Origin of the sequence: Pelagibacterium halotolerans (assembly GCF_044811015.1) — a bacterium.
In the GTDB taxonomy this organism is placed as follows: Bacteria; Pseudomonadota; Alphaproteobacteria; order Rhizobiales; family Devosiaceae; genus Pelagibacterium; species Pelagibacterium halotolerans_A.
Window position 1 is genome coordinate 2,971,464 of the sequence record NZ_CP085243.1, and the last position, 24,211, is coordinate 2,995,674.

Annotated in this window: 21 protein-coding genes and 1 tRNA gene; 13 read left to right on the top strand and 9 right to left on the bottom strand. The window is 60.2% G+C overall.

Features of this window, described 5'->3' with window-relative positions; all coding sequences use genetic code 11:
- Positions 1–152: 152 nt before the first annotated feature.
- Positions 153–1,301: a tRNA 2-thiouridine(34) synthase MnmA gene (gene mnmA / locus LG281_RS14375; protein ID WP_404401845.1), complete on the top strand. Its 1,149-nt coding sequence runs from the start codon at positions 153–155 to the stop codon at positions 1,299–1,301.
- A gap of 156 nt (positions 1,302–1,457) precedes the next feature.
- Here mnmA and LG281_RS14380 read toward each other — a convergent pair whose 3' ends face one another.
- Entirely contained in the window at positions 1,458–1,610 is a 153-nt protein-coding gene (locus LG281_RS14380) for a hypothetical protein (protein ID WP_404401847.1), read from the bottom strand.
- Between the two features lie 97 nt (positions 1,611–1,707).
- Here LG281_RS14380 and LG281_RS14385 point away from each other — a divergent pair, with 97 nt between their 5' ends.
- Both LG281_RS14385 and LG281_RS14390 read left to right on the top strand, forming a co-directional pair.
- The gene (locus LG281_RS14385; protein ID WP_404401849.1) at positions 1,708–2,274 is read left to right on the top strand and encodes an RNA polymerase sigma factor; all 567 of its coding nucleotides are present in this window, start codon (positions 1,708–1,710) and stop codon (positions 2,272–2,274) included.
- A gap of 10 nt (positions 2,275–2,284) precedes the next feature.
- Positions 2,285–4,255 (top strand): von Willebrand factor type A domain-containing protein, encoded by a 1,971-nt coding sequence (locus tag LG281_RS14390; protein ID WP_404401851.1) that lies wholly within the window; start codon positions 2,285–2,287, stop codon positions 4,253–4,255.
- A 57-nt stretch (positions 4,256–4,312) separates the two neighbouring features.
- Here LG281_RS14390 and LG281_RS14395 read toward each other — a convergent pair whose 3' ends face one another.
- Positions 4,313–5,266, bottom strand: coding sequence for a ring-cleaving dioxygenase (locus LG281_RS14395; protein ID WP_404401853.1), 954 nt, complete (start codon positions 5,264–5,266; stop codon positions 4,313–4,315).
- Between the two features lie 279 nt (positions 5,267–5,545).
- On the opposite strand from LG281_RS14395, the gene LG281_RS14400 reads away from it, so the two are divergent.
- Both LG281_RS14400 and LG281_RS14405 read left to right on the top strand, forming a co-directional pair.
- Positions 5,546–5,622, top strand: a tRNA-Met gene (locus tag LG281_RS14400).
- A gap of 659 nt (positions 5,623–6,281) precedes the next feature.
- On the top strand, positions 6,282–6,434 hold the full coding sequence (locus tag LG281_RS14405) for a hypothetical protein (protein WP_404401855.1): 153 nt from the start codon (positions 6,282–6,284) through the stop codon (positions 6,432–6,434).
- A gap of 472 nt (positions 6,435–6,906) precedes the next feature.
- Here LG281_RS14405 and LG281_RS14410 read toward each other — a convergent pair whose 3' ends face one another.
- Positions 6,907–7,551 carry an NAD(P)-dependent oxidoreductase gene (locus tag LG281_RS14410; RefSeq protein WP_404401857.1) on the bottom strand — a complete coding sequence of 215 codons (645 nt, stop codon included), beginning with the start codon at positions 7,549–7,551 and terminating at the stop codon, positions 6,907–6,909.
- 126 nt (positions 7,552–7,677) lie between these two features.
- On the opposite strand from LG281_RS14410, the gene LG281_RS14415 reads away from it, so the two are divergent.
- The 8 genes from LG281_RS14415 (at position 7,678) to LG281_RS14450 (ending at position 15,910) form a co-directional block, all read left to right on the top strand.
- Positions 7,678–8,544 (top strand): LysR family transcriptional regulator, encoded by an 867-nt coding sequence (locus tag LG281_RS14415; RefSeq protein WP_404401859.1) that lies wholly within the window; start codon positions 7,678–7,680, stop codon positions 8,542–8,544.
- A gap of 735 nt (positions 8,545–9,279) precedes the next feature.
- Positions 9,280–9,948: a haloacid dehalogenase type II gene (locus LG281_RS14420; RefSeq protein WP_404401861.1), complete on the top strand. Its 669-nt coding sequence runs from the start codon at positions 9,280–9,282 to the stop codon at positions 9,946–9,948.
- Between the two features lie 7 nt (positions 9,949–9,955).
- Complete coding sequence (locus tag LG281_RS14425; protein ID WP_404401863.1) at positions 9,956–11,032, top strand: phosphotransferase enzyme family protein; 1,077 nt, start codon at positions 9,956–9,958, stop codon at positions 11,030–11,032.
- A gap of 24 nt (positions 11,033–11,056) precedes the next feature.
- Positions 11,057–12,385, top strand: coding sequence for an aspartate aminotransferase family protein (locus LG281_RS14430; RefSeq protein WP_404401865.1), 1,329 nt, complete (start codon positions 11,057–11,059; stop codon positions 12,383–12,385).
- A gap of 40 nt (positions 12,386–12,425) precedes the next feature.
- The gene (locus LG281_RS14435) at positions 12,426–12,908 is read left to right on the top strand and encodes a GNAT family N-acetyltransferase (RefSeq protein WP_404401867.1); all 483 of its coding nucleotides are present in this window, start codon (positions 12,426–12,428) and stop codon (positions 12,906–12,908) included.
- A gap of 163 nt (positions 12,909–13,071) precedes the next feature.
- Positions 13,072–14,094, top strand: coding sequence for an ABC transporter substrate-binding protein (locus LG281_RS14440; RefSeq protein WP_404401869.1), 1,023 nt, complete (start codon positions 13,072–13,074; stop codon positions 14,092–14,094).
- A complete protein-coding gene (locus LG281_RS14445) occupies positions 14,091–15,128 on the top strand; it encodes a FecCD family ABC transporter permease (protein ID WP_404401871.1) in 1,038 nt (345 codons plus the stop codon). The genes LG281_RS14440 and LG281_RS14445 overlap by 4 nt, the downstream gene beginning before the upstream one ends.
- Complete coding sequence (locus LG281_RS14450) at positions 15,125–15,910, top strand: ABC transporter ATP-binding protein (RefSeq protein ID WP_404401873.1); 786 nt, start codon at positions 15,125–15,127, stop codon at positions 15,908–15,910. Before LG281_RS14445 ends, LG281_RS14450 begins: the two co-directional genes overlap by 4 nt.
- Before the next feature lie 26 nt (positions 15,911–15,936).
- On the opposite strand, the gene LG281_RS14455 is transcribed toward LG281_RS14450, so the two are convergent.
- From LG281_RS14455 to LG281_RS14480, 6 genes are all read right to left on the bottom strand, one after another.
- On the bottom strand, positions 15,937–17,250 hold the full coding sequence (locus LG281_RS14455; RefSeq protein WP_404401875.1) for an NAD(P)/FAD-dependent oxidoreductase: 1,314 nt from the start codon (positions 17,248–17,250) through the stop codon (positions 15,937–15,939).
- Positions 17,251–17,260: 10 nt separating this feature from the next.
- The gene (locus LG281_RS14460; protein WP_404401877.1) at positions 17,261–18,139 is read right to left on the bottom strand and encodes an ABC transporter permease; all 879 of its coding nucleotides are present in this window, start codon (positions 18,137–18,139) and stop codon (positions 17,261–17,263) included.
- Between the two features lie 29 nt (positions 18,140–18,168).
- Positions 18,169–19,119 carry an ABC transporter permease gene (locus tag LG281_RS14465; RefSeq protein ID WP_404401879.1) on the bottom strand — a complete coding sequence of 317 codons (951 nt, stop codon included), beginning with the start codon at positions 19,117–19,119 and terminating at the stop codon, positions 18,169–18,171.
- 84 nt (positions 19,120–19,203) lie between these two features.
- A complete protein-coding gene (locus LG281_RS14470) occupies positions 19,204–20,865 on the bottom strand; it encodes a peptide ABC transporter substrate-binding protein (RefSeq protein WP_404401881.1) in 1,662 nt (553 codons plus the stop codon).
- 31 nt (positions 20,866–20,896) lie between these two features.
- Positions 20,897–22,561, bottom strand: coding sequence for an ABC transporter ATP-binding protein (locus LG281_RS14475; protein ID WP_404401883.1), 1,665 nt, complete (start codon positions 22,559–22,561; stop codon positions 20,897–20,899).
- 327 nt (positions 22,562–22,888) lie between these two features.
- Positions 22,889–24,166, bottom strand: a complete 1,278-nt coding sequence (locus LG281_RS14480) for an NAD(P)/FAD-dependent oxidoreductase (RefSeq protein WP_404401885.1) — start codon at positions 24,164–24,166, stop codon at positions 22,889–22,891.
- Positions 24,167–24,211: the final 45 nt, after the last annotated feature.

Consider the following 24,211-nt stretch of genomic DNA (forward strand, 5'->3'; position numbering starts at 1 on the left):
GCGGCACAATCGGCCTTAAAGGCGGCAATATCTACCCAGCTGGGTTCTTGCCGATGGGGTGCAAAGCGCGTAAAAGCCCGGCCCATCGGCATCGCCTATTGCGATACCGGAATATCCGCTGGCCCTTGACCCCAACCGGATGAGAGAAAGAGATGCCTAATTCCCTTGGTTTCGACCGCACGCCGGCCGAAACGCGCGTTGTCGTCGCCATGTCGGGCGGCGTTGATTCCTCGGTCGTTGCAGGATTGCTTGCCCGCCAGGGCTATGAAGTGATCGGGGTGACCCTTCAGCTTTACGATCATGGTGAAGCGACCTTCCGCAAGGGCTCATGCTGCGCAGGGCAGGACATCCACGATGCGCGCCGTGTGTCGGCGGCGCTCGGGATCCCGCACTACGTGCTCGACTATGAAGAGCGTTTCAAAAAGGCCGTGATCGACCCGTTCGCCGAGAGCTATGCCAAAGGCGAAACGCCGATCCCATGCGTTTCGTGCAACCAGACCGTCAAATTCGAGGACCTGATGACGGTGGCCAAGGACTTGGGCGCAGACTGTCTTGCAACCGGCCACTATGTTCGCTCCGATGTCATCGACGGAAAGCGCGGGCTGTTTCGTCCGCTCGATGCGGACAAGGACCAGACCTACTTCCTTTTTGCGACAACGCCCGAGCAGCTCGACTATCTGCGCTTCCCGCTGGGCGGCATGACAAAGGATGAAACCCGCGCGCTGGCTCGGGAGATGGGGCTGACTATCGCCGACAAGCACGACAGCCAGGACATTTGCTTTGTGCCCCAGGGCAGCTATTCCGACGTTATCCGCAAGCTGATGCCGGAGGCCGAAGTGCCCGGCGACATCGTCGATCGGGATGGCAACGTGCTCGGGCAGCATAAGGGCATTATCCATTATACAGTCGGTCAGCGCCGCGGGCTCGGCATCGCTTCTGGTGAGCCGCTTTACGTGGTCAAGCTCGATCCGCGCAATCAGCAGGTCGTTGTCGGGCCCAAGTCGGCGCTCACCACGCACACCGTGCGCCTGCGTGATGTCAACTGGCTTGGTCCCCGTCCTCTGGTGGAAATGGCGTCGGGTAACGGCATGGCGCTCGAAGCCAAGGTGCGCTCAACGCGCGCGCCGCAGGAATCGGTCATTCATGTCCGCGACGGCGAGGTTTATGTCACGCTGGTCGCCGGCGAAAGCGGTGTCGCGCCGGGACAGGCCTGCGTACTTTACACCGACGACGGCGCAGATGCGCAGGTGCTCGGCGGTGGGTTCATCGCCGAAGCGGTGCCGGCGACGATGGTGGCCTAAGGGCTTGCTCAGAAATAACTGTATCGCCTTGCTTGGTCTTTTCGTCCCCGGCGGTGGCGCGACCGAGCCGGAAATATCTCGATATTCCCGGCCGATTACTCCTGGCTAGGAACAACAATCCCGGCACAATCCAACGCAGCTATTTCAGGGCAAGCCCTAGGAGCTTCGTTCGATGTCCGCCGACACGTCCGCTTCCCATTCCACCATGGTCGAAACGATCGTGCCGCCTATGGTTATGAGCGCAAGGATCATGAGGCCGATCAAAATTAGGCGATTGGTGCGGTCGGAGACATCTTTTTCGTCATCCATAGGCGCATGTCCTCACGATAAAGGGGCAGACGTCATTTAGTAGGCCTTGGCGACAAAATTTCCAAGGAAATTGCCGCGCGGATCGTCACATGCACAAATGCTGTACGATCCGGGCTCAAAATGGCGTAGCGACACGGTGACGAGAGAGCGATCCATTGCTGAACTCCTGGCGCGCGCCAAAGCCGGTGATCGTGCGGCGTTCGGTATGCTCATCGACGCGCACTACGATTTTCTCTACCGCACGGCCTATAAGTGGTGTGGCACGCGCGAAGACGCCGAGGATATTGCCCAGGATGTCTGTATCAAGCTCGCCACCGCGATCGCCGGATTCGACGGGCGGTCGGCGTTCACGAGCTGGCTTTACCGGATCGTATTTAATGCAGTGCGCGACCGGCAGCGGCAGGCCGCGCGACACTTGCGGCAGGTGGGCGCTCTCGCAATGACGGCTGAGGGCGTTATGGCGGCACCACAGCCCGAGGCTCTCGCCGATGCGGAGCTTTGGGACGCGGTGCGATCCTTGCCGGAGAAACAGCGCGACGCGGTGCTCCTGGTTTACGCCGAAGAGAAATCGCACGCGGACGCTGCGGCGATCATGGGCACGAAGGAAAGCACGGTCTCCTGGTACATCCACGAGGCCAAGAAAGCTCTCAAGGGCATGGTTTAGGACAAATGCGATGGCAGACGACCGCTTGAAATCGCTCCGCAATGCAACGGTGCCGCCGCCCTCCAAGCGTGCGCGCAAATCTGCGCGCGATGCAGCGATGGCCGCGTTCGATGCCGTGCAGAATGATGCAACCGTCGAAAAAAAGTCGGCGACCGTCCAAGGATCGTCCTTTGGCGCACGTCTCAGGTCCATCACTTCCAAATGGAAAGGACCCTGGACCATGGAATTGCGTTATGGACTTGGTGCGGCTTTCGTCGCCGTGCTTTTCGTGCCGCTGGGCTGGCAACTACTCAACCAGACTGCGCTCACCCCACCCACAGTACCGCAGTTCGAACTCGGCAGCGCCGAGACTGAACCTGCGGCGGTGGCTGAACCGGCGCCTGCGGCGCCGCAGGATTTAGCGGGCGCACCCAAAGCTGACGCCGAGGCGCGCGAACAGATCATGGCCAGCGAAGAGCTGGCGACGGAGAGCGTCTCTCCGGTGCCAACGACGTCGGCGTCGCAGAGCATGCAAACGATGTCGGGTATCGTGACGTCTCTCGACGGCGGTTTTGCCGAAATCCCATCAACTGGGGATCGGTTCACCGCGTTCGAGGAGAATGGCGTCACGCTGACTGCGCAAGAGCCGGTCTCAACCTTCTCGGCCGATGTCGATACTGCGTCGTATGCCTATGTGCGTCGCGCGCTCGAAATGGGCCAAGTGCCTCCGGCGGATGCCATTCGTGTCGAAGAGTTGATCAACTATTTCACTTATGACTACCCGGCCCCGGAGTTTGGTGGAGCGCCGTTCCAGCCGACGATTGCAGTCACGCCCTCGCCCTGGGATGCGGACAACCGGCTGGTTCATATCGGGATCAGGGGTGAGGCGATCGATGTGAGCGCCGTACCGCCGGCGAACCTGGTGCTTCTGATCGACATGTCGGGCTCGATGGACGCGCCGGACAAGCTGCCGCTCCTGAAGCGTTCTCTGGGGCTTCTGGTCAACGAGATGGGCCCTGAGGATAGAATCTCCATCGTCACCTACGCGGGCGACGCCGGCGTGGTGCTCGAGCCGACGTCTGGTGACGACAAGGCCGCCATCATCGCGGCCATCGACGGGCTCGAGCCGGGCGGCTCGACGGCCGGAGCAGCCGGTATCGAGGAGGCCTACCGGCTCGCCGAATCCGCATTCATCGAAAACGGCACCAATCGGGTGCTGCTCGCGACGGACGGCGATTTCAATGTCGGGCTTTCCGATCCGAACGGGCTTGAAGACTTCATCGCCGGAAAGCGCGACGACGGCATTTTCCTCTCCGTCCTCGGCTTCGGCATGGGCAATTACAACGACGCGGTGATGCAGGCGCTCGCACAGGCGGGTAACGGCACGGCGGCCTATATCGACGATTTTGCGGAGGCGCGCAAAGTTTTGGTCGAGGAGATGGGCGCGACCCTGGTTACAATTGCAAAGGACGTTAAAATCCAGGTCGAATTCAATCCCGCGACGGTCTCGGAATACCGGCTGATCGGCTATGAAACCCGCGCGCTTGCGCGCGAGGATTTCAACAATGACCGGGTGGATGCCGGGGATGTCGGCGCGGGGCATACCGTCACCGCGATCTATGAGATTACCCCTCTTGGCGCGCCGGGATCGGTTGACCCGCTGCGCTACGGCGAGACCGAGCCGGTGCCCGAGGATGCCAGCGGGGAACTCGGTTATCTCAAGATCCGCTACAAAGCGCCGGATTCCAACGTCAGCGCATTGATCGAAGCCCCAATTACTCAGGATCTTGCTATTGCGAATTTCGACGAGGCGACGCCTGATATCGCATTCGCGACCGCGGTGGCCGCTTTTGGACAGAAGCTCAAGGGGTCGGACGCGGTTTATGCGATGAGCTGGGACGAAATTCGTGCGTTGGCAGAAGAGGGGCGGGGCGAGGACCCGACCGGACGGCGCGCCGAATTCATCGGACTCATCGGATTGGCCGAGAGCCTGACGCAATAGGCGCCAGGCTTTACGGGGAGAAGGGCGTCCCGGCAGTCACCGGGGCGCCGTCGTTCGTCAATCGATCGGTTTCAGCCCCGCTTCGATCTGAGCGCGCTTGGGTTCGAGGAAGGGCGGAAGAGCCAGGTGCTCGCCCAGCGTTTCCATTGGCTCGTCCACATCGAAGCCCGGACCGTCCGTGGCGATCTCGAAGAGGATGCCGTTGGGCTCGCGGAAGTAGAGCGATGTAAAATAGTAGCGTTCAACCTCACCCGATGTCGGTACGCCGATTTTCGCCGTGCGTTCGACCCATTTATCGAATTCGGCCTTGTCGGGCGTGCGAAACGCGACGTGATGCACGCCGCCGGCGCCCTGGCGGGCAAAGGGCAGGTGCGGTTCGACCGCGACATGCAGCTCGGCAGACGCTCCACCATCGCCCATGGCGAAGACGTGTACCTCGCCCTGATCGGTGGTCGCGGCGTGGGTGCGGACCTTGCGCATGTTCATGACCGAGGTGAGGATCGGTTCTGTCCGGCGCAGATCTGGCACGCTCATCGTGATCGGTCCTAGGCCTTTGATCTGGCTCTCCTTGGGCACCGGGCTTTTGTCCCAGGGCTTGGCACCGCCGGCGTGGGTATCGTTGACGAGCCGCAGGCGCTGGCCTTCGGGGTCCTCGAAATCAAGGCTCATATGGCCTGCGCGCTCAGCGATTTCGGAGGTCGTAACGCCATGCTTTTCAAGATGTTCTTTCCACCAGGCGAGCGATGCCTCGCCCTCGATCCGAAATGCTGTTCGCACGATTGAATGGGTGCCTCGCTGTTCGGGGGCGGCGGGCCAATCGAAGAATGTGATATCGGAGCCTGGTGATGCCGCCCCGTCTCCATAAAACAGATGATAGGCGGTGGTATCGTCTTGGTTGACGGTACGCTTGACCAGCCGCAGGCCGAGGACTTGGGTGTAGAAGCGGAGGTTTTCCCGGGCGTTCGCTGTTATTGCCGTCAGGTGATGCAGGCCCTTGAGTTCGAGTGTCATGGGCTGTCCTTTCAAAGCCTTGGTTGGCATCAATATAGAAGTATGCAGTTCGGTGGCCAGAGTACGCAAACGAACGTATCATTCGATTATGCCGAACGGTGAGTGGATCCTACGCAATCCAATTTTCTAACTTTAGCGAAAAAACGGTGTGACGTCTGCGTCGTGCTTGACAGCCTGAATTCCGGTCCCTAATAAGCGCCGTGCCTTTCGGTATAGCAGATACTTGTGATACCGACTGCCTAAGCTCGATGTGACGCGTTCGCGTTGGCGCCATCTCGGGGCGGAGTAGCTCAGCTGGTTAGAGCAGCGGAATCATAATCCGCGTGTCGGGGGTTCAAGTCCCTCCTCCGCTACCAAAATTTACGTTAAATTTCATTTGGTTATGTCTGGCGCCCAATGGGCACACTCAAGCGTGAGCGCCCGGGGTTGCATTCTGGGTTGCAGCAGGCGTGGGCTCGGATGGGACGGGGTGTGGCGGTTCAACATAGGTTAGCTGGTGAAATGCTGAGCTGTTCTGGCTATCCGGATTTGTGGCTAAGGAATTCGGCCAGGATCAACTCAGTTTCCTCGGCCATCTGGTTTTCGAGCTCGTCTGCTTCATCACGTAGCCGTGCGGCTTCTTCCACCTTAGTGGAACGCTGCGGAGAAACATACAACCGACATCGGCATGCAATTTGGGGCGTGGATGTTTCCAAACACGCCCCGCATCAGGTCATTTTCCGACGAACAGCCCCCTTGCCCTCTTCTCACCCGCAGCTCCTTTTACCCACTGCACGGCGTGCTTCTTTGGGTAAGTATGCACAAGGTTTCAGCCTTTGAAAATGTGCTCTCGGTGATAGCGCAAGAACTGTGGGTGTGGTCGATCTTCGGGACGCAAAGGCAATCGTAATTGTCGCTCAGGGTTCAGCAGCCGCATGACGGTAAGCGCCACCTTCCTTATGACGCGAAAAAACGCGCCTGAAAATCTCCAGACGCGCTTTGATTTAGACGGTGGCAGGCCGAGATCAACGCCATCGTGGACGAGCTGATCGCGAAACATGGCCCGCGTGCCGAGGAGATGGCATACGCCGAGGAGGATCGGGCATGGCGCTATTCCGACATCTATGAGCAAGGGAAATGGCGGCGCGTGCGCCGGGAGTTGTGGCGGCGGCACAAGGCGGGGGAATGAGAGTAGATTACCACTACCAACCGAACGGCTGGACGGACAAGGATGCTCCACACACGACTTCAGGATGGTCTTCTAGTGGGGTATCGCCGGCTGTCCGATCGAGGATGCTAGAGCTCAGGTTCCTTGTCACCGTCGGCAGAACCTCGAAAAGGCTAGTTGATCTTGTCCTACCGACTCGGAAGCTCCACTTGCGGCACTCGTTGTGCGTGAAGGGAGATGCCCACAACAGAACGCCGCAATTGTTGCTTCAAGGTTATCCTGCGCACTGCGGCTGTCGGCTTTCTCTACTTCCCCACCATAACCGGTCGGTCCGAAATCGGCCCCGTTGCTGATAAAGAAACGCCTGCTTTTGCTTGTCCCATTGGCAAGGAAGATTGATCACGGTGGTCCGGTATGGGGTGGTTTTCGGACGGTCGGCTTTTGGACGGCCATCAACGAGATCGGCCGTTCCGTCGACGGCCGGAGGTGCGCCTCACTTTGGGCTACGCTCATGATCCCGAGGCCCCGATACGCCACACACCTGATGGCCCGACCAGGAGTTCTGGACCGTGTCTACAAGAAACAGGGCAAGGCCCAGGCGCGCTACGGACGAGCCGTCAGCGGGCAGCGAACCGCGTTCGGCGCGATATCGCCTTTCCTCGCTGTCAGTCAGAAAGCCGCAGCGCGCGACGATCACATCGAGGTTTGCTGCCCGCAGCTTGTGTTCCATGCGCGTGGCGCTCTGCACGACCCTGCGCACAATGACCGTCAAAAGCCGATCGAGCAGCCGCCTGGGCGGGAAGAGAAGCGCGCTGGACGTGACAAGGATCTTCCTGACGTCGGTCTGCGATGCCGCTTCTACGATGGCGTCTGCCGACCTGTAATAGATCGACGTTGCCCTTTTGGTTGGGCGGCGTCCGCCAAGTGTGGAAATCACGGCATCCTGACCGCGAAACACCCCGGCCAGAAATTCGGGATCGCAAGGGTCGCCGACGGCAACGCTCAACCGGTCGTGCCGGATCGCCAGGCGCTTTGCATCCGAACGGACAACCGCGGTTACAGTTGCACCCCTCTCGAGCGCCTCGCGCACCACATGGCTCCCGGTGCGGCCATTGGCACCCAATACTACAAGTTTCATATCGTCCGGCCCTGTCTGTTTGTCGGTGTTGCAACGCTCCCGTTTAGACATCTATCGATACATTTTTCGCTGGTAAATTGGCGAAATACGTAGCCTCAGTATGCAGGAACAGCATATATTGACGACATGCCGTTTGACTGGAACCTTGCAAAGACATTACTAGCGGTTGCCGATGAGGGTTCTCTCTCGGCCGCCGCCCGTGCGCTTGGGCAGACGCAGCCTACGGTCAGCCGGCAGATCGCCGCTCTTGAAAATGCATTGGGGATCACGCTGTTCGAGCGTACTGGACGGTCGGTCGCGCTGACGCAGGCCGGGGTGGAATTGCTCGATCATGTGCGTTCGATGGCGAGCGGCGCCAACATGCTGTCGTTGGCCGCTTCGGGGAAATCCCAATCGATCGAGGGCAAGGTGCTGATCACGGCATCCGAACTGATGTCAGCCTATATCCTGCCGCCGCTCTTGAACGAGCTTAGCCAGAAAGCGCCGTTGCTGGAGATCGATGTCGTTGCCGACAATGGCGTCAGGGATCTCATGCGCCGCGAAGCCGATATCGCCATCCGGCATACGCGGTCCGATCAACCCAATCTGATTGCCAGAAGCGTTCGCGACCAGATCATGCGCTTTTATGCCAGCCCCGCCTATATAGAGATCAGGGGAGAGCCGCGGGAAGACGATTTCTCCGGGCATCAGATTATCAGCTACATCGAAGCCGACCGGATGCTGAATTATTTGCTGCCGGTGGGGCTCCATCTCACAAGAGCAAATTTCCGCCTGAGTTCATCGTCTCAGGTCGTCGCTTTGCGGATGGCACGCGCCGGGCTGGGCATGATCATCCTGCCTCAGCGAATCGCGCAGACCATTCCTGATCTCGTGCCGGTTCTGAACACCCTCAATGCCTTCACAGTACCAACGTGGCTCGTTGCACATCGAGAACTACGCACAAGCCGCCGCATCAGACTGGTGTTCGATCACCTTGCGGAAAATCTGTCATAGCTCTGCGCCGACGACCCACCAGGACCACTGAAATGACCGCTCCTGGATTTCGCAGGTTCAACGGGCAATGGCCGAAATGGCGTCGGATGCTGAACGGCGGCTCTCCCCAATTCCTCGCCAAAACCGGTCAGTCCGGTACCGGCCCCAATAGGTCGTGCGGAAAGCACAACTACGCCGCTATAAGCCGAGAGAACAATCGGAGCCGGTAGCGTATATCCGGTAGGTGTGGGGATTGACGGTAGCGGTCCTCCGCTACCAAATCGTGCGATAAGATATTCCAAAACCACGATTTTCTACGAAATCGCGCCGTTATTACTAGTGTGTTTGACGATAGTGGTTGGCTGAGATCAAGAACTCGCAAAATATGGTGAATGGCGAGCAATGCGGCGATGCTCACGGGCAGAGGTCCACTGGCCAAAATCTGCTTCGCTCCCTCAGAGCAATCATGGCGTGCCACCAATGCCGGTTCCGATACCAGTCATCGCGTGTGAACACGACATGGGGTATGCCCTGAGGTCAGCGGCCCATCGAGAGACGGACCAGGCGTAGACCGTAGCGACTGCAATTATCATCTGTTCGGCTCCCGAGGCGCGAAGATAGCGTGCCGCGAAAGGTCCTGCCGGGTTTACCCCAGACTGGAGAGGCTTCTGCTGAAAGACCATTCAATGCGGAACATTCTGCCAAACGCTCGCGGCTATGCTTGGCAACTACAGCAGTTTGACAGGAACCACGGACATGGAACGTTTCCGGCCAAAATACGTAACCTTCGATTGCCACGGCACGCTGATCAATTTCCAAATGGCGGAAGCCGCTCGGGACTTGTTCGGTCATCTCCTCGATGGGCCGCGGATGGATGAATTCATCAGAAATTTCCAAGGCTACCGCATCGATGAGGTGATGCAGGACTGGAAGCCCTATGCCGAAATCGTTCACAACGCTCTCGAGCGCACCTGCCGCCGCAACGACGTCCCGTTTCGCGCCGAAGACGCCGAAACGATCTACAACCGTATCCCCTCCTGGGGGCCGCATCAGGACGTGCCAGACGGGCTGGCCAAGCTCGCCAAGGAAATCCCTCTGGTGATCCTTACCAATTCGATGGTTGCCCAGATTTCCTCGAACGTTGCCAAGCTCGGCGCACCGTTTCATGCTGTCTATACTGCGGAGGAGGCGGGGGCATACAAGCCGCACTTCAAGGCGTTCGAATTTATGTTCGACATGCTGGGATGCGGCCCGGAGGACATAACGCACGTTTCCTCCTCTTTCCGCCACGACCTGATGTCCGCCTATGATTTGGGCATCAAGAGCAAGGTCTGGGTCAATCGTGGCCATGAGCCGGCCAATCCCTATTACGAGTACACCGAAATCCGTGATGTGACGCAGTTGCCCGGTGTTTTCGGAATCTGAGGGGAAGATGGAACTCAGCCATCAGGCTCGCGCGGCGGCCGTAACCGAAGCCTATTTTCGTGCCGCCGCTGCGATCCTGGCGACACCACCGGATTCCGCCGAGTCGGATCTGTCGACGGCATTGCTCAAGCGCCATTATGGATTGGCGGGGTCGGTCACGACCCTGTCCTCCGAGGTGGAGCGCACGGTTGCGGTCGACCTGCTGGATGGCCGCAGGCTGATCCTCAAAACCTCGACAAGACCGGAAGCGATTGACAGCTTTTGGTTCCAAACCGCCGCCATGGCAGGCTTGCAAGGAAGTGCCGGCTTCCTTGCACCCGAAGTGCTTCGCACGAACAGCGGCGCATTGATGTTTGAGGAAGAGGGCGTATGCGGCTACTTACAGACCCGGCTCGATGGTGTTCCGCTGCGCCGGGAGGCGCCTGCTCCAGACTTGCTCTTTCGAACTGGCAGCGCTCTCGCCCGGCTGAATTTGGCCCTTGGGCAAATCGATGTTCCCGCAGCCCATCGTCCGGTTCTTTGGCATATCGGGTGCTGGCCGCGGTTACTGGACCTGGAACGGTACTTGCCGTCCGGGAGCATTGCCGATTGCGTTCGCGTTGCGATGGCGGAGTATGTGGAATTTATTGAGCCACAAATTACCGGCGTAGCTTGGCAGGTCACGCACAATGATCCCAGCCCGTTCAACATGATGGTGACTGACCAGGGGCTGGGTTTCATCGATTTCGGCGATGGCTGTTGGAGCCCCAGGATTCAGGACCTGGCGATTGCAGCGAGCCATGTGGTCACGGACGCGGCGCTTCCTTTGGGAGGGGCCGAGCATCTTATCTCCGGCTATGCCGCGGTCATCCCTCTTTCGCGGCTGGAAGCAAAACTGCTCGTCGGGTTGATGCGGGCGCGGCAAAGCGCGTTGATCTTGATCAATTACTGGCGCGCTCACCTTTTTCCTGCCGAGGCGCAATACATCAAAAAGAACGTCGCGCGCGCCGAGCGCGGCCTCTCTATTCTGGCGCGGCTTGATGCTGCATCGGGCGAAGCAGCCGTTCTAGCGGCTGTGTCGTCTCAGCCGACGGAACCTAATTGACCTCTTTCAGATAGGCGGCAGCACATGTCTACAGATCTTATGCCTAATCGCTACAGACCCGGCGAAGCCGACCTTCCTAGGCGCGAGGCCGAGCTGATTGCCCGCCGCGACGGCGTTCTGGGGGCGTCTTACCGGCTCCAGTATCGCAAGCCTGTGCACTTCGTGCGCGGCGAAGGCATGTGGCTCTACGATCCTGACGGGCGGGCCTATCTCGACTTCTACAATAACGTGCCGTCTCTCGGCCATTGCCATCCTGAAGTGAACGCTGCGATGGCTGAGCAGGCAGGCCGGATAAGCGCGAACACACGCTATCTCGAACCAAGACTTGTCGACTATGCCGAGCGGTTGGTCGATACGTTCCCGGATGCGCTCGACCGGGTAGTTTTTACCTGCACGGGAAGCGAATCCAACGATCTGGCCCTGCGTATCGCGCGGCTTGCGAGCGGCAACGAGGGCGTGATCGTGTCCACCTATGCCTATCACGGCACGAGCGCGGCGGCCGCCGCGGTTTCGCCGAACCTGGGCGACGCAATAAAGCTCAGCCCGGTCGTGCGCATGGTTTCCTTGCCTGGACCGGCAGGCGTTCCGGAAACTCAGGCTGCTGCGTTTTTTGAGGCGCAGGTTCGGTCGGCCATTGTGGATCTGAACCGTCGCGGCATGGGTGTCGCGGCCTTGCTCATCGACAGCATCTTTTCTTCCGATGGCGTATGGGTCGATCCTCCAGGCTTGATTGCCGGTGGAGCTGCTGCCGTACAGGAGGCCGGCGGCCTTGTCATTGCCGACGAGGTTCAGCCGGGCTTCGGGCGGACTGGTGCCCATATGTGGGGCTTTGAGCGGCACGGGATCGTTCCGGATCTTGTTACCCTCGGCAAACCGATGGGCAACGGATTTCCAATTGGCGCTGTCGTTGGCCGAAGGGCCCCGATGGACCGGTTCGGTGCTACCGCCCGTTATTCGAACACCTTCGCGGGAAACACCGTTGGAATAGCGACAGCGGATGCTGTGCTGAGGATCCTTGAGCGCGACCGGATCCCTCAGAACGCACTTGCCATGGGTCAACGTCTTCGGACCGGGTTGGAGGAGATCGCAAAGCAGCATGATGGTATTCGTGCGATCCGAAACGCGGGCCTGTTCTTTGGCGTCGACATGGGCACCGAGGGCATGCCGGCAGCAGACCGGCGTGCGATGGCTTTGGATGTAGTCAACGCGATGCGGGACGACGGTGTCCTCATCAGCACGACAGGGGCCAACGAGGATACACTCAAGGTGCGCCCTCCGCTCGTTTGCCAAGCCGAGCATGTCGACCTCTTCCTTGCGTCCCTGGAGCGTATGCTCGTCAAGCGCGCAGGCTAGCCGCTTTTCAGCGTCTGCTGCGAACGCTACCTATGCCACCATGAACATTCGGCCCGCTTCATCCGCTGACGCTCCTGCCATCTGGTCGATCATCGAGCCCATGATCCGAGCAGGGGAAACCTATGCGGTCGATCGTGACCTGAGCCGGGCAGAGGCCATTGCCTACTGGATGGGACCGGACAAGGAGGTTTTCGTTGCCGAGGAAATGGGCGCCATTCTTGGTACCTACTTTATGCGTCCCAACCAGGCCGGGGGCGGTCGGCATGTTTGCAACTGTGGATACGTCACGGCTTCTGATGCGACGGGTAGAGGCGTCGCACGGCGCATGTGCGAACATTCAATTATTACCGCCCGTGCCCGGGGATATCGGGCAATGCAGTTTAACTTCGTGGTGAGTTCCAACCAGCGCGCCATTTCGCTATGGCAGAAAATGGGCTTTGACATTGTGGGTACGCTGTCCGGCGCGTTCCAGCATCCAACGCATGGCTATGTCGACGCCTTCGTTATGTATCGATCGTTATAAGCGACGGTGTCCTGCGGATACTGCGGTGTCCAGCTGCATGATGGCCGCTCTTATCAAACGCGGCTCCAATTCTCCAATACATGATAAAAATACTCTTGTTTTTTTGTGAGGCACGCCATAGTGATGCGCCGATGCCCTTGAGTAAGATTGGATTTTGAGCGCTATGAACATTTCGCGTGTTTTCGGTATCCTGTGTTGTGTCTCGGCGATGATCGCCGGTACCGCTAACGGCGAAGAAACACGGACCCAGTATCCGTTGACGATTGAAAATTGCGGGCAGTCCGTGACATTTGAAAGCGCGCCGCAAAATGCCGTGGCGCTGGGCCAGAACAGCGCTGAAATCCTCCTGCTTCTGGGGTTGGAGGAGCGGTTGGCCGCGACCGCTTTTTGGCCAAATGAGATCTTGCCGGAACTCGAAGAGGCCCATGCGAAAGCCACCCTGCTGACCGTCGAATTTCCAACGCTGGAAGCGGTGCTCGGCCAATCACCGGATTTTGTCGCTGCCCAGCTGCCGACACTCCTTGGACCGGACAGTAGAGTCGCCAAGCGCGACGATTTCGAGAACCTGGGCATTCCGACCTATCTGTCGCCCAGCGTTTGCCTCGAGCGGCAGGCCGGCGATGACGCCTATGGAAGCCGTGCCGAATTATGGAACATGGACCTTCTGTTCCAGGAGATCGACGAACTATCGCAGATATTCGATGTCGCCGACCGCGGACAGGCGCTGATCGCAGAGTTCCGCGCCCGTGAGGCTGCGTTGCGCGAACGCTTCGTGAGCGATCCCGACCTCAGCTTTATCTTCTGGTTCTCCAGCCCTTCGCCTGCCGATGATGCCTATCTTGGCGGGGGCAATAGCGCGTCGAGCTACATTGCCGACCTGCTTGGGGGCCATAACGCCATAACCGTCAAAACCGAATGGCCGACGGTGAGTTGGGAGAGCATCATTGCTGCGGATCCCAAAGTCCTCGTAGTCGCGCAAGTGGATCGGAACCGATGGGAACTGGACAATGCCGAGAACAAGATCGCGTGGCTCGAGAACGATCCGACCGTTAGCCAGATTCGTGCCGTACGCGAGGGGAGACTATTGGTCATGCCCGGGGCGTCGATGAACCCCACAATTCGGACGATATATGGGGCGGAGGCACTCGCCTGGCAACTTGAACAAATCGGTGCACACACTGAATGACCGACGTAATGCGATTGCATGAAGGGGGCCGCACGGTCCTCTTCGTGTTTCTGTCAGTATTTGCACTGGCGCTCGTTATTGCGGCGGCCGTGGGAATTGGTGAATTTAATATACCTCTTGATACGGTCGCCTTGGCGATCACCAACCGGCTTGGACTGACGGAAGTACCGATCGACCGTATTCAGGAAAGTGTAATCTGGGATTTGCGGCTGAGCCGCACGTTGGTTGCGGCACTGTGCGGCGCGGGGTTGGCGATCTGCGGGGCCATTCTGCAGTCGCTCTTGCGTAACGCGCTGGCCGAGCCGTTCGTCCTCGGCATTTCCGCGGGCGCATCGACTGGAGCCGTGTGCATTCTCATTCTGGGGTTGGGCAGCGGCGCGGTATCGTTGTCGGCAGGGGCGTTTCTGGGCGCTTTTGCGGCCTTCGCCTTCGTTGCTCTGCTTTCGAAAGGCGCCACGGCTGGCGCGAACCAAACGATCCTGGCCGGCGTAGCGGCATCGCAGCTCTTCAATGCGTTGACGTCCTATGTCGTCACGACCTCGGGCAACGCGCAGCAGGCGCGCGATGTCATGTTCTGGCTGCTTGGCAGCTTCGGCGGTGTCCGCTGGCCCGAGTTTCAGTTGCTCGGTGTCGTGATCCTGGGTTGCCTTGCAGTTTGCCTTTGGCAGGCACGTGCGCTCGACGCCTTCGCTTTCGGCGACGAGGATGCAGCAGCGCTTGGCGTTCCCGTTGTCCGGGTCCGCCTGGCTCTATTCGCAGTGACCGCGCTCCTTACCGCAGCCGTTGTCAGCATGGTTGGAACGATCGGCTTTGTCGGTCTAGTTGTTCCACACGCAGTTAGATTTGTCGTTGGACCTCTCCACTTGCGGCTATTACCAGCGTGCGCACTCGGTGGCGCCTTATTCATGGTCCTCGCCGACATTGCGTCGCGAGTTCTGATTGCGCAGCAAACGCTGCCAGTCGGCGTCGTCACGGCGCTTATCGGGGTTCCCTGTTTTTCCGTTATCCTTTATCGCGCGAGGCAGCGAACATGAGCGTTCTGGCTGAAGGTCTCGTTTGGCGGGCGGGCGGCAAAGTCATAGTCGACGATGTATCTCTTGCGGTCGAGCCGGGGCAGATGCTGGGCCTTCTGGGGCCGAACGGGTCGGGAAAGTCATCCTTGCTGAGGCTGTTGGGCGGATTGCGTCGGCCCGAACGTGGCCGGGTACTGCTCGAGGGAACAGATATATCGCGGATGGCGCGCAGAGCGCTGGCGCGCAAGGTTGCGCTTGTAAGACAGGATTCATCGACGGACACCAACATGTCGGTGCGTGAGGTCGTGCGCCTGGGCCGCACGCCGCATCGCTCGCCGCTTTCAGGCTGGAGCGCTGGCGATGAGGAGGCTGTCGAGACGGCGCTTGCGCATGCGGGCATGACTGAGCGCGCTGAACAGGGATGGAAGAGCCTGTCGGGTGGCGAGAGGCAGAGGACTCATATCGCGAGAGCACTGGCCCAGCAGCCAACGACGATATTCCTCGATGAACCCACGAATCACCTCGACATCCATCATCAGATCGAGCTTCTGGGCCTTGTTCGAAGACTGGGATTGACCAGCATCGTCGCGCTCCATGACTTGAACCACGCGGCTATGTTCTGTGATCGCCTCGTCGTGCTTTCCGAGGGCAAGGTCGTCGCCAACGGGACGCCCAGTACCGTATTGACCGAGGACTTGCTCGGCAGTGTCTTCAGAGTGGCATGCCGCATTCAGCCATCAGCGCATCACGCATGCCCGCATATCGTCTTTCTGCCACCGGACCGGCGGGCCGCCTTACTGTAGTGGCGGTTCGATCCCGGCGCCTAGGACTATCGCCGACTGCGCCACATCGCGAGACGATCCTGCAAGGCGTAGCCCTGGATAACCGCGGGCATGAACCAGGGCGTGCCGTTATAAAACGGGACGAAAGCCGGCGGGCGGAAATCGAACGCGGTGCGGGCCTCCGACGTGTTGCCCAAGAGCCGGTTTGCTGCCCGCGTACCGAGCCACGGCGCCCACACCACACCGGAACCGCAGAAACCCGTGGCGTAAACGAGACCGTCTCGCTCGAAGATGCGCGGGATCATGTCCCGATGCATGGCGACGTTGCCGTACCAGGTATGAGACAGCCGGACGTTTTCCAGTTCGGGGAAAAGCTCGATCAGCCCGTCGCGAAGCCGCAGTATCGGGGCTGTCGCGTTGTCGTCGCGCGTGTTGTCGCGCCCCCCGAGCAGAATTCGCGTTCCGTCCGGCGAAGGCCGGTAGTAGAAGCCCAGCTGGCGGTTTTCGCCCATCATCATCTTCTTGGGCATCAGGCGCGCCATCACTTCGGGCGACAGCGTTTCGGTTGCGATCATCCGGCTGCGCACAGGCACCATGCGGCGGCGCAGGAAAGGCAGCGCGCTGTCGGTATAGCCATTGGTGCAGACGAGGACTTGCCGAGCCCGCACGACGCCAGCCGACGTCCTAAGCAGAAACGCCTCGCCATCGCGCTTGATGCCCGTAACCGGGGTCTGGGCGTGAACCGTTACGCCGGCCGCAAGAGCAACGCGAAGCAGCTCGGCGTGGAATTTGGCTGGGTGCAGCCCACCGATATCCATGCGGACCGTGCCGCCCCGGTAGAAGTCGGTGCCGATATAGCCGTGCTGTTCGGCATGCGGGACGGCATAGGCTTCTATGCCGAGCCTTTTGGCGAGCAACTCGGCGCTGCGGGCCATCGGCTCATACTGGTCAAATCCCAAGGCGCCCTTGAAAAGACCCGTCAGCTGGAAGTCGCACGCCATATTCTCGGTACGGATGAAGTCGTACAGGAATTCGCGTGCGACTTTGCCTTCAGCCTCGATGGCAAGTGCCGTCTTTTCTCCGAAACGCCGGGTGAGCACTGAATAGCCGGGTCGTATGCTGCCGCTGGTGATGCCGCCATTGCGCGACGAAGCACCCTCGCCAGGGTTCATTGCATCGAATGCGGCAACCGACCGGCCGGCCCGCGCAAGCGTCAGTCCCGCCGCAAGTCCGGTATAGCCGGCGCCGACGATGGCCACGTCGAGCGTTTTGGCAAGAGGTTGAACGGGAACCGGCCGCACAGGGGCGGCTTCCCACCAGTATGGCGTGGATTTTTGAGTGAGTGGGAGGCGGTTATGCATCTTTGTCTCGTCAAATTGTGTCGTTGCGGACATCGAGCGCATCACGCAGCCCGTCGCCGATGAAGTTGAAGCTTGAGACCGCAATGGTAATCGCCAGGCCGGGGATGATCGCCAGCCATGGTGCGGTCGCCAGGTATTGCTGTGCTCCATTGAGCATGTTTCCCCAGCTGGGCAGGGGCGGCTGAATGCCGAAGCCGAGGAAGCTGACATAGGCTTCAAGCAGGATCGCGCGGGCGACGGTCAGGGTTGCAGCGACGATGATCGGCCCCATCGCGTTGGGCAGGATTTCGCGGAACATGATGTGTGCGCGGCTCAACCCCAACATACGTCCGGCGAGCACAAACTCGCGTTCCTTGAGCGAACGCACCTCGGCTTCGACGATACGCGCGACTTCCATCCAGCTGGTCATGGCGATGATGACCGTGATCATCGCCGGGCTCGGCTTCAGCGCTGCGGCCAACGCCAGAAGCAGGAAGATCGAGGGGTAAGACAGGAAGCCATCGACGGTGCGCATCAATACCGCGCTGATCCACCCACCGCGATACCCCGCAATGACGCCCACCAGGGTTCCGGCCAGGATCGACAGGATCATGGCGAAAATGCCCACAAGCAAGGAAATCCGACCCGCCATGAGCAGGCGCGCGGCGACGTCGCGGCCGAGCGGATCGGTGCCCAGATAGTGGCCTCCGGTCATGGGAGGTGCGAACCGGGCTCGGAGGTCGATGTAAAGCGAGTCGTAGGGTAGCAGATAGGGCCCGAAAGTGCAGGCGAGCGTCAGAAGGACGATCAGTAAGAGCCCGAGGAGCGCGAGTTTGTGGCTCAGGAACCGGCGCACCACCCGATTATGCCACCAGCGGTCAATTGTCTGGGTTGCGGCGATATTGGTCATGACAAAGCCTCCTTTTGCGCTGCCAGCGATCACGCCAGGCGGATGCGCGGATCGACGACCGCGACGACGACGTCGGCGAGAAGATTGCCGGCGATGGTGAGGATGGCCGAGAACATCAGCAGTCCCATGACCACCGGATAGTCGCTATAGCCAAGGCTATCGAGGAACAGCCGGCCCATGCCGGGCCAGGTAAAGACAGTCTCCGTCACCAGCGCCCCGGTGAGGATGGAGGGCAGCTGCACGCCAGCCAGCGTGATCATGGGCAGCAGCGCGTTGCCCACGACGTGTTTCATGAGAACCCGCCGTTCGCTGACGCCTTTGGCCCGGGCTGTCTTCACGAATTCCTGGCTGATTGCATCGAGTGTCGCGGTCCGCATGTAGCGGCTCCAGATCGCGATGTGTACCAGCGCAAGAACAACCGAGGGCATGATGAGGTGGTGCAGGAAGTCCAGCACCGAACCGTCTCCGATGGTGTACATGTTGCCCGCCGGCAGCCAGCCCAATTGCAGCGAAAAGACGTAAATGCCGATCAGGCCGAACCAGAATGTCGGGATGGAAAGCGCCACCATTGCTCCGACCGTCGCCGCATAGTCGAAAAAGGAATACCGGTGCGTGGCGCCCCGGATGCCGATCCAGGTTCCGATTGCGATGGCGATGACGGTGGAGGAACCCATCAGGATGAAGGTCGCGAAGATGTGCCGGCCGATCACGTTGAGGACCGGCGTACCGTCGCGGAAGGAGTGGCCCCAATCGCCCTGGATGAGGCGCCAAGCCCAGTCGAGATACTGAATCCAGAGCGGGCGGTTGAGGCCCAACTGCTCAGCGATCCGGTTCATATCGTCCTGGGTCATGCCGGGGTCGAGCGCGTACTGCGCCAATGGTCCGCCCGGAATCAGGTTGAGCACCGTGAACCCGATGATCGAGACGATCAGCAGCAGTACCGCGCTCTGCATAAAACGATTCAGCAGGAATCCGGGCATGTTCTCCTCCTTTTGAGCCTAGCGGCCCTGATCAGTGCCGCCGCCCACCGGTCTTGTGACCAGCAGGCGGCGGTGCGGGGTGTGTTAGGCCCAGTACCAGCTTGCCGCGTTCCAGGATTCGGTGCGCGTGTTGGTGTTGGGCGTATACCCTTCGAGGCCTTCCTTGTGCCCGTACACGTTGGTGTACGAGAACAGGGGCAGGAACGGCAGGTCGTTGCGGATGATCTCCTGGATGCGGACATAGATGGCGCGCCGCGCTTCGGGATCGAACGTCCGGCTACCCTCTTCGAGCAACGCATCGACTTCCGGGTTGGAATACTGCGCGTTGTTCGATCCGTTACCGCCTTGCGCGGCGATTGAACCGCTATGGAAGCGGTTGGTGACGTCCGGATCGGCGCCAACCAGATAGGTGATGCCCACCATCGCCGTATCGAATTGCGACAGCATCCAGAATTCGCCCCACATTACCGCCGATGGCATGTTCTCGATCGTCATTTCGACGCTGATCTCGGCGAAGGTCTGCTGCAGGAACTGCTGAGCCTGCTCGCGCAGGTGGGCTCCGGAGGTCGTCGAATTCTTGAAGGACAGACGCACGCCGTCCTTGGCGCGGATGCCATCTGGCCCAGGTACCCAACCGGCTTCATCGAGGATGCGGCGCGCTTCGTCGAGATTGAAGTCCTGAACGGGCAGATCGGGATGATAGTAGTACGACTGCGGCGGCATGAACGTCTCGGTCGGGCTTGGCACACCGTAATAAAGGCCATCAATGATAGCCTGCCGGTCCATTGCCGCATAAAGCGCCCGACGGACGGCGGGATCCTTAAATTGGGGCCGCTCGAGGTTGAGATAGATCGACTCGACCGATCCCTTGGGTATCGGGGTAACCACGCGGCCGGGCAGGGCGCTGGCCTCGGCATAATTGTCGGGCGTGATATAGGCCTGGCCCACCAGATCAATGTCGCCGCTCTTGAACTGGGTGTAGAGCACGGTCATATCCGGAATATATTTGAAGACCAGCTGCTCGATATAAGGACCTTCGCCGAAGTAGTCGGGGTTGGCGACGAGTTCGATACGATCGCCGGCGATGCGTTCGCCCCATTTGAACGCACCGGTCCCGATGGGGGGCTGGTTGAAGAGTGCGTTGTTGGGATCGGCCTCGTTCTCAAGGATATGTTTGGGAACGATGAATGTTTCGGTCAGGAACGACAGGTACGGCGCAAAGGCTTCTTCCATCGTCCAGGTCAGTTCGGTGGGCGAAACAACCGTGATGTCGCGCACCAGCGAATGCCCGGTCGTGCGCCATGCGCGGAACTCGGGATTGGTGATGAGTTCGATGGTGTATTTTACGTCTTCTGCGGTGAAGGGTTCGCCGTCATGCCATTTAACGTCGTCACGCAGCTTGATGCGCCAGGTGAGGCCGTCTTCGGAAATGCCGCCATTCGCCGGGCTTGGCACCTCGACCGCGAGGTTCGGCACGATCTCCCCATCCAAATTGATACGGAAAAGCGCGTCGAACACCGAGAAGAGAACACCGTCATCGACTTCGATATGCGCCATGAGCGGGTTGAAAACGGTGGGCTCCTGCGACAGCCCGACGATCACCCGGCCGGTGGGGCTATCCGGTGGGGTCTGGCCAAAAGCGGACGTCGTCAGGAGGTGCGGTGCGAAAATCCCGGCGGCGCCACCTGCAGCCATGACACGCAGCGCATCGCGTCGCGAATAGTTCGATTTGGAGTCGGTGGTCATTGATGTCTCCCTTTGATGACCATGTTGGCGGTTAGCTCTCGGCGGCGACCGGACGCCGTTCCTCGGTGAAATCTCCGGGGATGGCGGCAACCAGTTCGCGCGTGTATGCCGATTGCGGGTTGAGAAAAATCTGTGATGGCGGGCCCTGCTCGACGACGACCCCTTTTTGCATCACGGCAATGTCGTCGCAGATCTGGCTGGCGACGCGTAGATCGTGCGTTATGAAAATCATCGATACGCCGGTTTCGCGTTGAATGCGGTCGAGAAGCTGCAGAATTTGGGCCTGGATCGACACATCGAGCGCCGAGACGGCCTCGTCGGCGATCAACAGCTTCGGCTTGAACATCAGCGCGCGCGCGATGCCGATGCGCTGGCGCTGACCGCCGGAAAATTCGTGCGGGTAACGATCGAAAGCCCCGGCGTCGAGGCCGACGTGATCCAGGAGCGCCTGTGCTTCCTCGCGGGCCTTGCCGTAGGCCATGCCGTGAGCCACAGGCCCCACGGTCAGGATACGACCCACCGTTGCGCGCGGGTTGAGGGAGGCGAAGGGATCCTGGAAGATCATCTGAATTTTTTGACGGAACGTCCGGAATTGCGCCTCGCCAAGGGGGGCGACATCGGTGCCCTCGAACAGGATGCGTCCGCTGTCGGCGGTCATGAGCTTGATGAGCAGACGGCCCAGCGATGATTTGCCAGACCCGCTTTCCCCGACGATCCCCAAGGTTCGACCGGATGTCAGCTCGAACGATACATCCCGGACAGCCGGAACCACGCGCAACGAACCGAACAAGGCACTCCCGCTGCGATATGTCTTGGCGAGGTTTTCGACCTTGAGGACTGGAGCGGCTTGCTCAACCTGTTGCGGCGTCCGATCCTTGCCCGAAAGGTGGGGAACGGCCGCGATGAGGCGCCGTGTATAGGGATGCTCCGGCGATTTCAGAACCTTTTCGGCGCTGCCCTGTTCAACGACGTGCCCCTTTTCCATGACCACGACGCTGTCGGCGATCTCGGCCACGACGCCGAAATCGTGAGTAATGAACATCACGCTCATGCCCTTGCGCCGTTGGATATCGCGGATCAGTTCGAGGATTTGTGCTTGGGTTGTTACGTCGAGTGCGGTCGTCGGTTCGTCGGCGATCAGGATGGTCGGTTCCAGCGCCAAGGCCATCGCGATCATGACACGTTGGCGCTGGCCACCGGACAGCCGGAACGGATACTGGTGGTACATCAGTTCGGGGTCAGGCAGCCCGACCTCGTTCAAAAGCGCGATCGAACGTTCCCGGCGGGACTTCGCGTTGCCAACCCCATGCGCCAGCATCACTTCGTCGATCTGCGAGCCCACCGTCATCAGGGGGTTCAGCGCCGACAGAGGGTCCTGAAAGATCATCGACACGATCCGGCCCCGCAGACTTCGCAGCGTGTCGGCGGGCATACCCACGATGTCGCTGCCTTCGAGCTGGATCGAGCCGGCCTTGATGCCGATCACTTTGGGCAATAGCCCCATGATCGCGTTGGCGGTCACCGATTTTCCGGAGCCGGACTCGCCGATAATGCACAGGATCTGTCCGCGCTTGAGGTCGAAGGAAATGTCTTCAACTGCATGGGCGCGCTCGCTGCCACCCGGCAGGCTGACGGTCAGTCCGCGCACGGAAAGCGCTACATCGGATGCAGCTACGGCGTGGATGGTCGCGGCCATGTGATCTCCCTCCTGTCCTTCGTCAAACTCCCCAGCACGACCCTCCAGTCCCGCTGTCGGAGCATCATGCCGCGGATGCGGCATCTGCGAGCGCTCCGTGCTCATGAACCACTGCCATTTCGCTTCCCCTCTTGCGCGCCGGTCCAAAGAACGAGGCTTTCGCTATCGTTCATCCGAGTTTGAACCGTTATTGTCTCCAGAGTCTCCAAAACATGTCGTGTAGGCAGCACGATCAACTAACCTGGTACATCGCCAAGGTATTATATTCTGATGCTGCCCGGCGTGGCGCGGAACCGAGACAGGCATGAGCGATGGCCCATTGGGTTATCAGGCAAGGGCATCTTTCATCCGGTACCAGGTGCCGACGATGGGCAGGAACCAGGGTTTGCCCGCGGTGAACGGCAGGGCTCGCCAATGCATCCCGCTGAGCGGGTTGGTATCCAAACGGCCCATGGCGATATCGGCCAGAACGCTTCCGATCAGGGTCGACAACTGCGCCCCGTGGCCAGAATAGCCCATGCCATAGATGACGCCGTCCGCCTCGCCCGCTCGCGGGAACCGGTCCTGCGTGCAGCCGACGAGACCGCCCCAGCAATAATCGATCTCGACGTCGGCGAGCTGAGGAAACACAGAGAGCATTTGCTTGCGCAGGAGCGCACCCGAGACGGCATCGCTGTTCTGGTTCGACACCGCGGAAAATCGCGCCCGCCCGCCAAACAGAAGCCGGTTGTCGGGCGTCAGACGGAAGTAATTGGCGATGTTGAGCGAGTTTGTATAGTTGCGATTTCCCGGCAGTGTCGTGGCGACCTCATCATTGGTCAGCGGACGGGTGGTGACGATGAAAGAGGCGATGGGAAAGATTCGGCGGCGGAAATAGCCGAAAGTTCCAGTTGTGTAGGCGTCCGTGGCAAGGATCACCCGCCGCGCGGTAACCGTGCCGCGCGGTGTTATCAGTTGCCAGTCGTCCCCGGTCCGCGTGCGGGCCGTGACGGGCGCGTTTTCCCAGATCACCGCGCCGTGGCGGTGGGCGGCCTCGGCCAGACCGTTGGCGTATTGGCCCATATGCATCATCGCGGACTTGGGGGAAAGCACCGCGCCGTGAAAGGCATTCGACCCGAGTTCCGCTCTCAGATCGGCGCGCGAGAGCCATTCGACAGATGGATCGACCTCGCGCCGGATTTCGTCGCACATTGCCTGCAGGCCGGCCACATGGGCGGGTTTCGAGGCCAATTTGAGCTTGCCGGCGCGGCGGAAGGCACAGTTGATGCTTTCCTCCTTGATGATCGCTTCGATCATATCGATGGAATCGTCATAGGCGCGCCACAGGCGCCGCGCCTGGGCCTCGCCGAAGCGCGCCTTGATCGCGCCGAAACTGGCGAAATGGCCGCTGTTGAGATGCCCGCCATTGCGCCCTGAGGCGCCATATCCGACGTGTCTTGCCTCCAGGACGGCGACCTTGACGCCTGCCTTCGCCAGGGTCCGTGCGGCATTGAGTCCGGTAAAACCCGCACCGATAACCGCCACTTCAAAGGTTCCGGAAACGGGGTCAGTCGCGGCATTTGCGAAAGGGCTCGCGGTCTCGTGCCAGTAGGATGCGAATTTCATCGCCGCTCGCCTTTCATGCTCGCCGCTGCTGGGTTTCTTCACTTA